This is a genomic window from Arthrobacter sp. SPG23, assembly GCF_000876655.1.
GTDB lineage: Bacteria > Actinomycetota > Actinomycetes > Actinomycetales > Micrococcaceae > Arthrobacter.
In genome coordinates, this window is the sequence record NZ_JYCN01000026.1 from 40,815 (window position 1) to 54,309 (window position 13,495).

The 13,495-nt window shown below is 66.5% G+C and carries 15 protein-coding genes; 7 read left to right on the forward strand and 8 right to left on the reverse strand.

All coding sequences use genetic code 11. The features are described 5' to 3' along the window. Positions 1-101 precede the first annotated feature (101 nt). Positions 102-413, forward strand: coding sequence for a MerR family transcriptional regulator (locus tag TV39_RS17435; RefSeq protein WP_043484046.1), 312 nt, complete (start codon positions 102-104; stop codon positions 411-413). A gap of 47 nt (positions 414-460) precedes the next feature. Here TV39_RS17435 and TV39_RS17440 read toward each other — a convergent pair whose 3' ends face one another. After that, positions 461-1,243, reverse strand: coding sequence for a phosphatase PAP2 family protein (locus TV39_RS17440; protein WP_043484049.1), 783 nt, complete (start codon positions 1,241-1,243; stop codon positions 461-463). A 164-nt stretch (positions 1,244-1,407) separates the two neighbouring features. Here TV39_RS17440 and TV39_RS17445 point away from each other — a divergent pair, with 164 nt between their 5' ends. Continuing rightward, positions 1,408-2,520, forward strand: a complete 1,113-nt coding sequence (locus TV39_RS17445) for a DNA alkylation repair protein (RefSeq protein WP_043484052.1) — start codon at positions 1,408-1,410, stop codon at positions 2,518-2,520. Between the two features lie 95 nt (positions 2,521-2,615). Further along, entirely contained in the window at positions 2,616-2,831 is a 216-nt protein-coding gene (locus TV39_RS17450) for a hypothetical protein (RefSeq protein ID WP_043484062.1), read from the forward strand. Between the two features lie 27 nt (positions 2,832-2,858). Here TV39_RS17450 and TV39_RS17455 read toward each other — a convergent pair whose 3' ends face one another. The 5 genes from TV39_RS17455 to TV39_RS17475 form a co-directional block, all read right to left on the reverse strand. Then, positions 2,859-3,698, reverse strand: a complete 840-nt coding sequence (locus TV39_RS17455; protein WP_144406457.1) for an NYN domain-containing protein — start codon at positions 3,696-3,698, stop codon at positions 2,859-2,861. 165 nt (positions 3,699-3,863) lie between these two features. Continuing rightward, positions 3,864-4,895 (reverse strand): aldo/keto reductase, encoded by a 1,032-nt coding sequence (locus tag TV39_RS17460; RefSeq protein ID WP_043484068.1) that lies wholly within the window; start codon positions 4,893-4,895, stop codon positions 3,864-3,866. Between the two features lie 8 nt (positions 4,896-4,903). Continuing rightward, positions 4,904-5,776 carry an NAD-dependent epimerase/dehydratase family protein gene (locus tag TV39_RS17465; RefSeq protein WP_043484071.1) on the reverse strand — a complete coding sequence of 291 codons (873 nt, stop codon included), beginning with the start codon at positions 5,774-5,776 and terminating at the stop codon, positions 4,904-4,906. Positions 5,777-5,928: 152 nt separating this feature from the next. Further along, a complete protein-coding gene (locus TV39_RS17470) occupies positions 5,929-6,306 on the reverse strand; it encodes a hypothetical protein (RefSeq protein WP_144406458.1) in 378 nt (125 codons plus the stop codon). Between the two features lie 12 nt (positions 6,307-6,318). Further along, positions 6,319-6,639, reverse strand: a complete 321-nt coding sequence (locus tag TV39_RS17475; protein WP_052500613.1) for a DUF3040 domain-containing protein — start codon at positions 6,637-6,639, stop codon at positions 6,319-6,321. A gap of 132 nt (positions 6,640-6,771) precedes the next feature. On the opposite strand from TV39_RS17475, the gene TV39_RS17480 reads away from it, so the two are divergent. The 3 genes from TV39_RS17480 (at position 6,772) to TV39_RS17490 (ending at position 8,713) form a co-directional block, all read left to right on the forward strand. Continuing rightward, entirely contained in the window at positions 6,772-7,251 is a 480-nt protein-coding gene (locus TV39_RS17480) for a universal stress protein (RefSeq protein ID WP_043484077.1), read from the forward strand. Between the two features lie 129 nt (positions 7,252-7,380). After that, on the forward strand, positions 7,381-8,094 hold the full coding sequence (locus tag TV39_RS17485; protein ID WP_043484081.1) for a hypothetical protein: 714 nt from the start codon (positions 7,381-7,383) through the stop codon (positions 8,092-8,094). Then, the gene (locus tag TV39_RS17490; protein WP_043484084.1) at positions 8,075-8,713 is read left to right on the forward strand and encodes a response regulator transcription factor; all 639 of its coding nucleotides are present in this window, start codon (positions 8,075-8,077) and stop codon (positions 8,711-8,713) included. The genes TV39_RS17485 and TV39_RS17490 overlap by 20 nt, the downstream gene beginning before the upstream one ends. 27 nt (positions 8,714-8,740) lie before the next feature. Here the strand turns inward: TV39_RS17490 and TV39_RS17495 are convergent, their stop codons facing one another. Next, positions 8,741-10,411: a GAF domain-containing sensor histidine kinase gene (locus TV39_RS17495; protein WP_043484087.1), complete on the reverse strand. Its 1,671-nt coding sequence runs from the start codon at positions 10,409-10,411 to the stop codon at positions 8,741-8,743. Between the two features lie 371 nt (positions 10,412-10,782). On the opposite strand from TV39_RS17495, the gene TV39_RS17500 reads away from it, so the two are divergent. After that, positions 10,783-11,844, forward strand: a complete 1,062-nt coding sequence (locus tag TV39_RS17500) for a glycosyltransferase family 4 protein (protein WP_043484090.1) — start codon at positions 10,783-10,785, stop codon at positions 11,842-11,844. Here TV39_RS17500 and TV39_RS17505 read toward each other — a convergent pair. Next, on the reverse strand, positions 11,814-13,139 hold the full coding sequence (locus TV39_RS17505) for a phosphoribosyltransferase (protein ID WP_043484092.1): 1,326 nt from the start codon (positions 13,137-13,139) through the stop codon (positions 11,814-11,816). The genes TV39_RS17500 and TV39_RS17505 overlap by 31 nt on opposite strands. Between the last annotated feature and the right edge of the window lie 356 nt (positions 13,140-13,495).

Sequence of the window (13,495 nt, forward strand, 5' to 3'; positions counted from 1 at the left end):
GGTACCCGCCTGCCATATCTATGGTGGTGGGTATAGATTTTTTATAGCACCGGTGAGAGACTGTTGCAAGACCAATATGCAGGGAATTTTCGGGGAGGATCATGGCCGAGCGAAACGCAGAAACGGGCCTGTATGCGATCTCCGTGGTGGCCCATCTCGTGGGAACGGGCCAGCAGAACATCAGGCTGTACGAGCGGAAGGGCCTACTCACTCCGGACCGCACCTCGGGAGGGACGCGACAGTACAGCGATGCGGATCTCGCCGTACTGAAACGCATCGGTGAACTGCTGGACGAAGGGCTCAACCTGGCCGGAGTGGCGAAGGTCCTGGAACTCGAGGCGGCCAATGCCAAGCTCAGGATCGAGCTGAAAAAGGCCCGCTCACGCTCAGGGGACTCACACCCGCGGCGCTGACCAGGGATTCGGGACGGCCGCCGGAACGCAACGCCGGCCGCCCGGCGCTAGCTGTCTACAGTATCGGCCTTGGACAGTTCCCCGGTGATTTGTTCCCCCGGGATGCGCGCCGTCCGCCACGTGTCCAGGGCGATGACGGCGCCCAGCACCACGAAGGAGATGAACAGCGAGGCCAGGGCGTCGCTGACCCAGTGGTAGCCCAGGTAGAGCCGGCTGATGGAAGCCAGGAAAATCCCGAAGACGGCTACGGCGAAGGCGGCCACCGCCGGCCACGTGCTTTGCCGCCGCGAAAAGATCAGGAACGTGGTCACCAACAGGAAGTCGCAGGCACCGAGTACGTGCCCCGAAGGGAAGGAAAAGGTGACGTCGGGACCGAACAGCATGAGGTCCAGCGGCGGCCGCTGCCGTCCGACCGACCTGCCGATGATCTGGGCAAGCGCAACTCCGGTGAGCATGGCCCCGGCCAGCAGCAGGGGCCGCCAGGCGTGTTTCGCGGCAAGGCCCCAGGCCACCGTGACCACCAGGACGATGATCGGCAGCGCCACCGGCCCGAACACGATCGCCAGGAAGATCATGGCGGCGGTGAGGGGCTCCGACCGCTGGGTGACAAGCCATGCCCTGACGGGCTCGTCCATGAAGGTCAGGCCGTCTTTTCCGAGCACCCCCGTCAGGGCGAGCGAGAAGAGCGCTGCGCCAACAATCATCAGGATCACGGCGATGCGGTAGAGGTTCCTCCGGGAGGCAGCACTCATGTACCGCTCTTCGACCACGAATTTGTCGTGGAAGACCCGCCACCAGTGGGGCGATTTCCGTGATCGATCTTCAGCCATGTCCCGCTTCCGCCTATGCAGTCTTGAAAATTTGTGTCCGCTGAGATTATCCCGATTCCGGGGATTTGGCTCGCGGCGGCACGGCGGATCCGGGCTGACTGGCCGGCTGCCGGCCTGAGGACGGCGGCAACGGCAGCCCGGGCGCAGACTGTAGCCTGACTTGCATGGGTGCCATGAACGAACTGATTGACCATGCCGCCGTCGGCCGGCTGGTTCGCGTGCTCGAGGATGCAGCCCCCGGCGTTTCCTGGTCCAACGCCTCGAGTGCCGGCGCATCGCTGGGGAACCTGAGCCTCCGCGAACGCACGGACCACATCAGCCGCGGGCTGCTGGCCGACCTTGCCGCTGCCGGCGGCCCGGGGGGTTATCCGACGGCGGCGCGTGTCTTCCGCAGCGCCCTCCGGGACCCGGGCTTCACCGGCTGGACCCTCTGGCCGGTGACGGAAACAGCAGTAACGCTGGCCCTCGGGTCAACCGCGTCCGCCGAATTTGAAGACTGCCTGCAGCTTCTGGCCGAACTGACCCCGCGGCTGACCGGGGAATTCGCCATCCGGCGGCTGCTGGCCGCCGACCTGGACCGTGCACTCGCCGTCGTCCTGACCTGGACCGCCCACCCTGATGAGCATGTGCGCCGCCTCGCCAGCGAAGGTACCCGCCCTTACCTCCCCTGGGCAGTGCGGGTCCCGGGCCTGGTCCAGCGGCCCGAGGCAACGGTCCCCATCCTCGATGCCCTGTACCGGGACCCGCACGAGTACGTCCGGCGTTCGGTGGCCAACCACCTCAACGACCTGGCACGGCACGCTCCTGAGACGGTGCTGGCCGCGGCTGCCGCCTGGACTGAGGCGCCGGATGCCAATACGCCGTGGGTGGTCCGCCACGGCCTGCGCACCCTCGTCAAGAAGGCCCACCCGGGCGCACTGGCCCTGCAGGGGTTCGCCCCGGCATCACTCTCCGTCACCCCGCCGAGGCTGGACCGGGATACCGTGGCGCTGCCGGCGGACCTCGCCTTTGAATTTGAGGTCTCCAATACGGGCGCAGAACCTGCCAGGCTCGCGGTGGACTACGTCGTGCACTACATGAAGGCCAATGGCTCCCAGTCAGAGAAGGTTTTCAAACTGGCCGCCCTGACCCTGGACCCGGGCGAAACCAGGACGGTGTCGAAGCGCCACGCCTTCCGCCAGATGACCACCCGGGTCCACCACCCCGGCAGCCACGCCTTGGAGCTCCAGATCAACGGCGTGCGGTATGCACCCACGCCGTTCCTCGTCGAAGTCTGACGCGGAGGGTCAATCCTCCAGCCAATGTGATTTGCTTCACAGCCCCGGGGTGGATAGCATTCCATAATTGTTAGCGCGCACAGATTGGACCCGGGATGAACTCCGCCGGCCCCGCACCTGAACCGACCACCACCTGGCAGGAGCTGATTGGCAGCCGGGTTGAGCTGCGGCTCGACGGACGGCTGGTCCGCACCGGCGAGGTGGAAGACGCCACGCAGGATTCCTCCGTGATGTGGCTGCGGTTCGACGGCAACCACGGCCGGCAACTGGTGTCCCAGGCCGACGGCTACGAAGTGCTACCGGTCAGCTGAGGGCATCGCTTCAGCTGAGGGCATCGCTCACGCCCTGGTGCCGGCCGCGGCCTTGCCGGCGGGCGCGCTGGTAACTTTCAACCCGCAGCCTTCCTCCGCGAACACTCGCAAGGTCTTGTAGCCGAAAGTCTTGTAGGTGACATTGGGCCAGCGGTTCCTCAGGAGCTGGCCGAGCCTGGGTGCGTTGACCAAACCGTTCACCCACAAGGTGGGGTCTTCCTTGAGGAACGCGTGGACGCTTGCTTTGTAGAGTTCGAGCTCGGTGTGCTGCGCACCGTTTTTCTTTTTCGCTGGCTTGGCCGGCGCCGGGGGCTTCTTCACGGCAGGTGCAACCACCGCAGCAGCCGGCGCCGGGACGTCAATGACATGGAAGTAGTCGGCCACCGACTGCAGGACCTTGTTCACCACACCCGCTTTCGGCTGGGACGTGGTGGCCACCAGCGAACGCTTGCCCAGCGCGTGCAAGCGCCGGAGCAGCGGGACGAAGTCGCCGTCGCCGCTGACAATCACAAAAAGCTCTATCCACGGCATGTCAGCGGCCACTTCCAGCGCGTCGACCACCAGTTCAATGTCCGCTGCGTTCTTGCTGCTCTGGTCAAACGAGAAAATCTGCACGGGCTTGATGTTGTGGGCCAGCAACTGGCTCCGGTAGCCGGCCATGTCCGCCCTGCCCCAGTTGGCATAGGCCCTCGTCAGCGCCGTTTGCCCGCCCAGGCCTGTTTCCCCCACCACCTTCTCGATGTCATCCACGACTGTGGCCAGCGGTACGGACGTGACGTCGTTCTTGTACCCGCCAAAGAGATTCTCCATGTCCAGGAAAATGGCGACGTTCCGTTGCTGCGACCTCGCCACATAAGATCCTGCCACGTAAACCGTCCTCCCCCAGCGAATAGTAAACAGATCCTATCCCCCCGCAGTTACCGCGGCGGCGGTTTGGTGACAAGAAAAGGAAGGCCGACGGCGGCAGCCACCTGCCGCCGTCGGCCTCCCTTGTCAGTTGGTCCTTGTCAGTTGGTTGGCGCTGGTTGCGGCCTAGCGGCCGCCCTCAATCTTCCGGTTCCGCTGCTCCTGGGCCATGGGGCCGTACGGGTACACGCCCACCCGCGGCTGGCTGGCCTCGGTCAGCCGCCGGGTTTCCTCCTCCGTCAGCTCCAGGTCCGCGGCTGCGAGGTTGTCCGCCAGTTGCTCCGTGGTGCGGGCACCGAGGATCACGGACGTGACTGCCGGGCGGTCCGCCAGCCAGGCCAGTGCCACCTGCGAGGCACTCACACCGTGGTCCGCGGCGATCTTCTCAACGGTGCCAATGACCTCCCACGTGCGCGGATCGTCATTGCGGGCCTGCCAGGCTTCCATGCCGCGCTGGGGATTCTCGCCCAGCCGGGTGGCGCCGGCCGGAGCCTCGTCGCGCTTGTACTTGCCGGAGAGCCAGCCGCCGCCCAGGGGCGACCACGGCAGCAGGCCGATCCCCGCATCCAGCGACGCCGGAACAATCTCGGATTCAATCTCCCGGACCAGCAGGCTGTACTGCGGCTGAAGGGTCACCGGGGCGCTCCAGCCGTGGGCTTTGGCCAGGTGCACCGCCTTTGTCAGCTGCCAGCCGAGGAAATTGGAGAAGCCGTAGTAGGCAATCTTGCCGCTGCTGACGGAGTCATGCAGGAAGCGCAGCGTCTCCTCCAGCGGCGTGATGGGGTCCCACGCGTGCATCTGGTACAGGTCGATCTGTTCGACGCCGAGCCGGCGCAGCGAGTCATCGAGCGCCCGGGTGAGGTGGCGGCGGGAGGTTCCGAGGTCGTTCGGGGCCTGGCCCATGGGGAACCGGCCCTTGGTGGCCAGGACAGCACGGTCCCTGACCTCGGGACGGGCGGCCAGCCAGCGGCCGATGATCTGTTCCGAGACGCCCTGGCTGTAGACGTCCGCGGTGTCGATGAAGTTGCCACCTGCTGCAAAGTAGTCATCAAGAATGGCGAAGGACGTTTCCTCAGTGGCTTCGGCGCCAAAGGTCATGGTGCCCAGCGCGTAATTGGAAACCACGGCGCCGCTGTTGCCTAGTGTGCGGTATTGCATAGTTCTCCTCAGTCTTCGGTGGGCGTGGTGCGGTTCGAGTGGTAGGTGCGCCACGTGTGCTCCGGAGCGAACCCCAGGAGGCGCTTGGCTTTGTCGATGGACAGCATGGTTTCGTGTTCGCCAAGCTCCTTGACCACTTTGACGCCCGGAAAGACCTCCGCTGCGAGGCTGGCGCTGGACCGGCTCATGACCGTGTCTTCATTGGCGATGATGAACGCCTCGAATCCCGGTTTGCCGTTTTCCAGTGCGCGGGCCACGGCCTGGGCGCCGTCGCGGCCGTCAATGTAGCCCCACAGGTTCCACTTCCGCTGCGTGGCGTCAGAGTCAAAGGAGGGAAAAGCCTCATAGTCCTCGGGGTCCATCACGTTGGAGAACCGCAGGCCGGTGATGCTCAGTTCCGGGTCCCATCGGGTCAGCTGGATCGCCATCTGCTCTTCCAGGTGCTTCACCAGCGAGTAGGTGCTTTCCGGCCGTGCCGGATATTCCTCATCCACCGGGATATAGGGAGGTTCGACGTCGAACGGAAGTCCCAGCACCGTCTCGCTGGAGGCGTACACCACCTTCTTGATTCCGGCCCGGCGGGCCGCCTGGAAGACGTTGTAGGTGGCAAGCATGTTGTTCTCGAACGTGGCCGCGTCCGGCGCGAGTCCCGGAGCCGGGATGGCCCCCAGGTGAACGATCGCGTCGAATCCTTCGTGGCGGTCATCGAGGCCCAGGATGACGTCCAGGACCTGCCCGTAGTTGCGCAGGTCAACCTCGGTGAAGCCGCGGTCCCGGGTGCCCGTGCGGTCCAGGTTCAGGACGTCATGGCCGTCCTCGGTGAGCCTGCGCACCACGCTCCTGCCCAGTTTTCCGCTTCCTCCGGTTACAGCAACTCTCATCAGGAACTCCTCTGGGTAGTTGGCGGCCGGCGGTCTTCCGCGACCGTGTGCCGCCGTCGTCATTCCACCCTAGAGGCGCAGCGGCACGGATGCAGCCCTTCTGCATGGCCCTCTGAGTCCTAGGAAAGTACGCCCCTGCCTGCCGGCGGCCCTCAGCCGGCCCGGAGCAGGAGGGGAAGGGTGTTCGCGAGGATGGTGAAGGCGGCCGCCACAATGCCGATGACTGCCGGAATGATGCCCCGCGCTTCACCACGGCCCCGCGCCCTGAATCCGAGCACCGCCGCAGCCAGTTCCGGCGCCAGGATCACCACGAGGGCCGGCCCCGCCGCGAGCGCAACGACACCCAGGGGAACAGTGTCCTCACCTGTGTATCCCTGCAGCGAGAGCAGCCCCTCGCCGATGACCATTCCGGCCACGAACGCGACCGGGATGGCGGCAACGGCGATCCAGGCCCGGCGCAGGAGCCTCCGGCCGTTCAGGGAGCCTCCGGCATCCGGGGCAGCGGCTGGCACCTGGCTACGTGAAGTCATGGGTGATGGTCCTCAGATGTGCTGCGACTGGCCCGGCAGCCCCAGGCTCGGGCGTCCGAAAGGGAGCCTGCTCGGGCTGATGCCAAACGATGCGTAGTAGCCGCCCGCAACCATCACGGCAAAGCCCGCGACGCCCAAATACATCAGCTGCAAGGCGGCGCCGGCGATCACCGCAAGGAATCCGCAGACCACGCACAGGGCCCCTAGGACAATCCGACGCATCAGCGACCAGGCCTGGCCCTCCATGCGCGCGGCGAATTGCGGATCGTCCTCGTGAAGCGACTGCTCCATCTGCCTGAGGATGTCCTTTTCATGTTCAGAAAGCGGCATCATTGACCTCCGAACCGGATTGATATTAAGGATCGTCCCTCGGACGGTTAAGTCAATAGAGCCGAAAGTCATGGAGGAAACCCCGGTGACTTTGGACCCTAGGCAAGGGGTGCCGGGCGGCGCACGCTGGAACCCATGAACACTGAAGAACGCATTGTGGTGGGCGTGGACGGCTCCGAATTCTCCACAGCTGCCTTGCAGCTCGCCGGACGAATGGCCGGAAGCCTCAACGCCCCGCTGGAGATCATCACATGCCTGGGCACCTCTGATTTCTACCTCGCTTCGCACATGCCTGCCGGGCGGGTCCCCAGCATGGAGGAACTCGAAGAGACAGCCAAGCGCCTGGTGGACCAGGCCGTGGAGAGGGCCTTTGGGTCAGAACCCCCGGCGCGGCTGTCCCGCACCGTGAAGTTCGGTCCGCCTGCGAAGACCCTGGTCGATGAAAGCCGCGATGCGCAGCTGCTGGTGGTGGGCCGGCGGGGGGAAGGCGGGTTTCTCACCCAGGTCATGGGATCCGTCAGCGGCGCCTGTGCCGCGCACGCCCATTGCCCTGTTTTGGTGGTGGGCCAGGACTCCAAAGTGGCAGAACCGGAACCGGGTCCAAAGTCCGGCTGAAGCCGGGCATCCCCCGGAAGGCCACGGGGCGTTCAGTGACTTTGTGCTCTGACCCCGGTTCGCGTCCAAGCCCTAACCTGAATGCATCAGCGCGGCAAGCACCGCGCGCCAAGCCCCTGGAGCGTCGTCATGAAAGCAGCATCGGCGAGCATCATCGCAGGCGTAGTCCTCCTGCTGGCCGGCGTCCTGTTGTTGTTGGACGCCCTGCGCGTCCTCGACACCGCACTGCTGGTGTGGCCGTTTATCTTCGGCGCCTCCGGCGCAGCCTTCCTGGCGGTGTTTTCCAGGAGCCGAACGAACTGGTGGGCGGCCATTCCGGGGTTTGTCCTCCTGGGGCTGGCCGCGGTCATCGCCACCACACAGCTGTGGCCCGCTTCAGCGGGCGACTGGCCGGGCTCACTGTTCTTCCTCTTCATCTCCGCCGGCTTCGCGGCGGTGTACCTCCGGGAGCGGTCCAACTGGTGGGCGCTGATTCCCTGCGGCGTCCTGCTCACCCTTGCCCTGGTGGTGGCCTTGCCGCCGGCACTGGACGGAACGCCGGTGGCCGCAGTGCTGTTCCTGGGGCTCGCCGCAACCTTTGCCGCGCTGACCCTCACCCCGGAGCGGATGAAGTGGCCGCTCATTCCTGCTGCCGTACTGGCCGTGCTGGGGCTGTCCTTTGCCTTCCAGTCGGCCGTAAATTTCCGCACGATGGAGTATCTCACCGCGGTGGTGCCGCTGGTGGCCGGCCTGTGCCTGCTGTACTACGCCTTCCATACCCGCCGAAGCGGCAACGCTCACACGGGAAGTGCCGTCGCGGACCCCATGAAGCCAGGACTGGGTGATGCTCACGGTGGCCACTGACCCAGCAATCGGGAACGACGTTGTTGGGGGAACGCGCGTATATATCCTGGACAGCCATGCCCTGGTCCGGATGGGACTGCGCGAGCTGCTGGAAGAGGCGCATTTCCAGGTGGTCGGTGAAAGCGGATCGGCCTCCGAGGCAAGCAGCCGGATCCCGGAACTGCATCCCGACCTCGTGGTGATCGGCGCTCATTTGCCGGACGGCACCGGCATTGAAGTGTGCCGGGAAATTCTCGCCGACAATCCTGGCCTCCGGTGCCTGCTGCTGAGCAGTTACGACGACGACCATGCCCTCAGCAGCGCAGTACTGGCCGGGGCGGCCGGCTACGTACTCCGGCAGTTGCCCGGGACCACTCTGCTTGAGGGAATCCGAAAGGTGGCAACCGGCGAGTCACTGCTGGAGCCCGGCATCGAACGCAAGGTCATGGAGGGCCTGTACCAGGCACAAGTCAACCGAAGGCACAGCGGCCTCAACGCACAGGAACTGAGGGTCCTGGCACTCATGGGCCAGGGGCTGACCAACAGCCAGATCAGCGAGGAGACGAGATTCGCCCGGACAGCGGTCAAGGTCCAGGTGGCCGGCATCCTCGCCAAACTGGGTTTCGAACTGCGTGGCTGAGGATGCCGTCGCAACCCGCACCCGAGGTCACTTCGACGGCGCGGTCCACGTCAGCCGGGTGCCGTGCCCGGGGCTGCTCGTGATGGAGCACTCGCCGCCCAGTGCCATGGCCCGGTGCTTCATGTTGGCGATGCCGCTGACCCTGGCGGGGTTTTCGAACCCGCAGCCGTTGTCCGTAATCCGGAGTTCCACGCAGTCCGTCCGGGCCGTCAGCGAAATGTCGATTTCATCCGCCCCGGAGTGCCGGACGGCGTTGCTCAGCCCCTCGGACAGCACTGGCAGCAACTGCTCCACCACGGCGTCGGGAACCGCTTCGTCAACCGGCCCTGTCAGTTGGACTTTAGGGGAGAATTCGGAGTTGCGGATCCCCTCGTGGATGGTCCGCATGATGAGGCCGGTGAGCGGTTCCTTCTGGCCGTGGCCGGTCCGCATCGAGTAAATGGTGTCCCTGAGCTCATGGATGGTGCCGTCCAATTCGGCTGTCACCGCGGAGATGCGCTCCTGGGCCACGGGGTCCGGGATGTAACGCCGCAGGCTCTGCATGCTCAGCCCCGCACCGAAGAGCCGCTGGATCACCAGATCGTGCAGGTCGCGGGCGATCCTGTCGCGGTCCGTGGACAGCAGCTGCTCCTCCCGGCGCTGCCGTGCCCTGACCAGCCCGAGGGCCAGCCCCACCCTGGAACCGAAGACGGCGCAGGACTGCAGGTCGGACTGGAGATACAAGGGGCCTCCTGCGGGGCGTGCCAGGATCAGCAGGCCGCGCTCGCTGCTCTTGCGCCCCAGGGCAGCCACCAGCAGGGGGCCCAGTTTCCCGTCCGTTCCCGGCCCGAACACCTCGTTCGGGTCCCTGACAAGTGCGGACGTCCCGGTTTCAAGGACGTCCCTCATGACTTTGGATGCCGGCAGCTCCTGGCCGGCAGGAAGGGACTGGACACCCACCATGGTCCGGCACCGCTGGGTGCCGTCGGAATCAGGGTAGGCAATCACGGCGAGGATCGAGTCCGAGACGGTCAGTGCCCGCTCGGCAACGAGGTCCAGGTTGTCGGTTTCGCCGGGGAACAGCGCCGAACTCAGCTGGTCGCTGACCTCCAGCCCGGCCTCCAGCCAGCGTTGGCGGCGGCGGGTGTCCTCGTACAGCCGGGCGTTCTCGATGGCCACGCCGGCGGCCGCCGCCAACGCCGAGGCGAGCTCCTGGTCCTCCGCGGTGAATGGCGCGCCGTCGAGCTTTTCCGTCAGGTAGAGGTTCCCAAAGACGGCACCCCGGACCCTGACCGGCACCCCCAGGAATGTCTTCATGTCCGGGTGGTGGGGCGGGAAGCCGCTGGCCATTTCAGTCGCGCCCAGATCGTCCAGCCGAAGTGCCTCGGGCCGGCGGATCAGGTGCCCCAGTACCCCGCGTCCGGTGGGGAGGTCGCCGATCAGGCGGACGCCGTCGTCGTCGATTCCCACGGTGATGAAGTGGCCCAGTTCGTGGTCGCCGTTGATCACGCCCAGCGCGCCGTAGCGCGCGCCCACCAGCTCGCAGGCTGATTGCACCACACGGTCCAGGACTGCTTCGAGGCTGAGGTCTTCGGTGAGGGAAACCACCGCCCCCAGCAGGCCCTGCATCTGGTCCTGGGCACGCACGAGTTCGTCTGCCCGGGCCACGAAATCGCGCAACAGGTCTTCGGTGCGCCGGCGGATGGGTTCACGCCACATGCCGCCACCGGGCGAAGGACGGCCGGCGGACACCGTCAAGGGATTCGGGGGCGGGCATTTTAGAGGGCGGATCGCCGGAAAAGCGCTCGCCGCTCAACCGGAGGCGATCGTAGTGTTCTGACCGATACTGCTCGAATACCGGAAGGTCCGGGACCATGCAACTCCCCACAGCAGCGAAACACACACGGCGGACTGCTTCACCGAGTTCCTATGCACCAACCCCAGACTGGTATCAACACAGTACCAAGACCGGCACAGCGGCTCAATAGACGGCGTAACGGGACTAAAGGCACTGGGAAACAACAGGCCCGGCTGGGAATCTATACGAGCGGCATACCGCGGCGTCCCCGGGTGCGAGGAGATGATCCAACGTGCGTATCGGCCTCATCGCTCCGCCCTGGTTGCAGGTGCCTCCGCCCCGCTATGGCGGCACCGAAGTGGTGGTGGACGGGCTGGCACGCGGACTCGCTGCCGCCGGCCATGAGGTGCTGCTGGCCGCGCCCGCCGGGAGCACCTGCCCGGTTCCCTTGGTGCCTGACATGCCGGAGCCCAGCGCGGGTTCGTCCGCCACCTGGTCCGCCGCCACCGAGCTTTACCATGTGGCCCGGGCCTATGCGGCTTTGACCGACGTGGACCTCGTCCACGATCACACGGTGGCAGGACCCTTCTTCCGCTACCGCCCCGCCTCGCTGCCGGTGGTCACCACCAACCACGGGCCGTTCAGTTCGCGACTGGGCGATCTCTACCGGCTGATGGGGCCGGATGTGGCCATGGTGGCCATTTCGCATCGACAGGCTGCGGATGCCGCCGGGGTCCGGATCGCCCGCGTGATCCACCACGGAATCGACGTTGACGCCGTGCCGGTGGGTGACGGCACCGGCGGATACGCGGCATTCCTCGGGCGGATGAGCCCGGACAAAGGGCCGCGGGAGGCCATCCTGATCGCGCGGCAGGCCGGGTTCAGGCTGCTGATGTCCGCCCGTGTCCAGGGCCGGGACGAGAAAGACTACTTCGACAGCCGGATTGCCCCGCTCCTCGGACCGGACGTGGAGTTCCTCGGGGAACTCGCCGTGGCGGAGAAGTACCAGCTCATGGGCGGCGCAGCGGCATTCCTCAACCCGATCCAGTGGCCGGAACCCTTCGGCCTGGTGATGATCGAAGCCCTGGCAACCGGCACCCCGGTGGTGGGCACCGGATCCGGGGCGGCCCCCGAGATCGTGGACGACGGCGTCACCGGGTACCTGCGGAGCGGCATCGATGAGCTGGCCAAAGCACTGTTGCTGGCCCCCGGCCTGGACCGGACTGCCTGCCGCCGGGCCGCCGAGCTGCGCTTTAGCGTGGGGCGGATGGTGGCCGACCACGTCTCCCTGTACCAGGAGATACTGCGGGATAAACGGCCGGGTCAGTCCCCCGGCGCATCCGCGCTTGGCTGAAGGTAGCGGACGAACCAGTCCCTGGCCAACGCCGCGGCCTCAGATAGCGTCCCGGGTTCTTCGAAAAGATGCGTGGCGCCCGGAACAACGGACAACTGGCTGGGACAGCGCAGCAGCGCCTGGGCCCAGCGGTTGAGCTCCAGGACTTCACGGTCCGCCCCGCCCACTATCAGGAGCGTGGGGGCACGGACGGCTGAGAGCCGGTCGCCGGCGAGATCGGGGCGGCCGCCCCGGGAAACCACGGCACCAATGCGGGCGCCGGGTTCCGCGGCGGCCCACAGAGCAGCCCCTGCCCCCGTGCTCGCGCCGAAGTACCCCACGCGGCTCCCGGCTGTGTCCGGCCGCTCGGCGAGCCACTCAGTAGCCCCGGTCAGCCGGCCGGCGAGCAGCCCGATGTCGAACACATTGGCCCGGTTGAGCTCCTCGGCCGGAGTGAGCAGGTCCAGCAACAACGTCCCCAGCCCCGCCCGCTGGAGGAACGCCGCCACGAAACGGTTGCGGGGGCTGTGCCGGCTGCTGCCGCTGCCGTGGGCGAACAGCACGACGGCAGCACCCGCCTCGGGCAGGTAGAGGTGCCCCTGGAGCCGCGCCGCTCCGGCTTCGATCTGGACGTCCTCATCGACGGCGGTGCCGTTGGCAACCGTCCGGGCGCTGTGCAGCCGCTTCGCTGCCGCATCGAGCAGCAGGACTACTTCGTCGTCGTCAGTCGGCGAGAAATCACGGTAGTGGTAGCCGACTGCCGTGAACTGGCGCGGCGTGGCAAGGCACACCACTTCGTCCGGTTCCGTAAGGTCCGCGAGCGTGTCCGCCGGGGCCACCGGCACGGCCAGAATCACCTTGGCTGCACCCAGTTGACGGGCGATGAGGCAGGCAACCCGGGCTGTGGACCCGGTGGCGATGCCGTCGTCGACTATCACTGCGGTGCGTCCATGCAGATCCGCACGGGTCCGACCTTTCCTGAACCGGGCCACCCGCGACTCGAGCAGGGCGCGCTCCCGGTCTTCAACGGCGTCAAGTTCGGCCTGCGTCACGCGTACCCGGGAAATGATGTGCTTGTCCAGCACCCGCGCACCGCCTTCACCGATGGCCCCCATGGCCAGTTCCGGCTGGAACGGGACGCCCAGCTTCCGCACCACGATCACGTCCAGGGGTGCGTCCAGCGCCGTGGCCACCTCGAACGCCACCGGAACGCCGCCGCGGGGCAGCCCGAGGACCACGATGTCCTGGCCCCGGAGGTATTCGAGGCGCTGCCCCAGCCGCCGTCCCACTTCAACCCTGTCCTCGAAAATGCTCATGGCCAGCCGTTCGCCTCGTGGCTCAAGGCCGCCATGCGGATCCGGGTGAGCCGGCGGTGCGGAGCTCGGCATGCGGGGAGGGACAACGGCGGCCGCTTTTCTCCAACTATCCGGCAGGCGGCGGCCGGTTGCGAGGGACTTTCGGCCCGGATTAGCCGGGCATCGAAGGCTTCCGCCGGGCCGGCCGGCCCGGCGGTGGGCCTTGTCACACGCACCCGCAACCCCCGTGACTGATGTATATAATTTCTCGGTACGGTTTAGCAGAGAGCCGTTGGATAGTTCTACGATCCGGCTTCTCTGCCTGCTGCCCGCGTTGCGATCGCCAGGGTGGGCGGCCGCTTTGCCGGCTCGTTTTG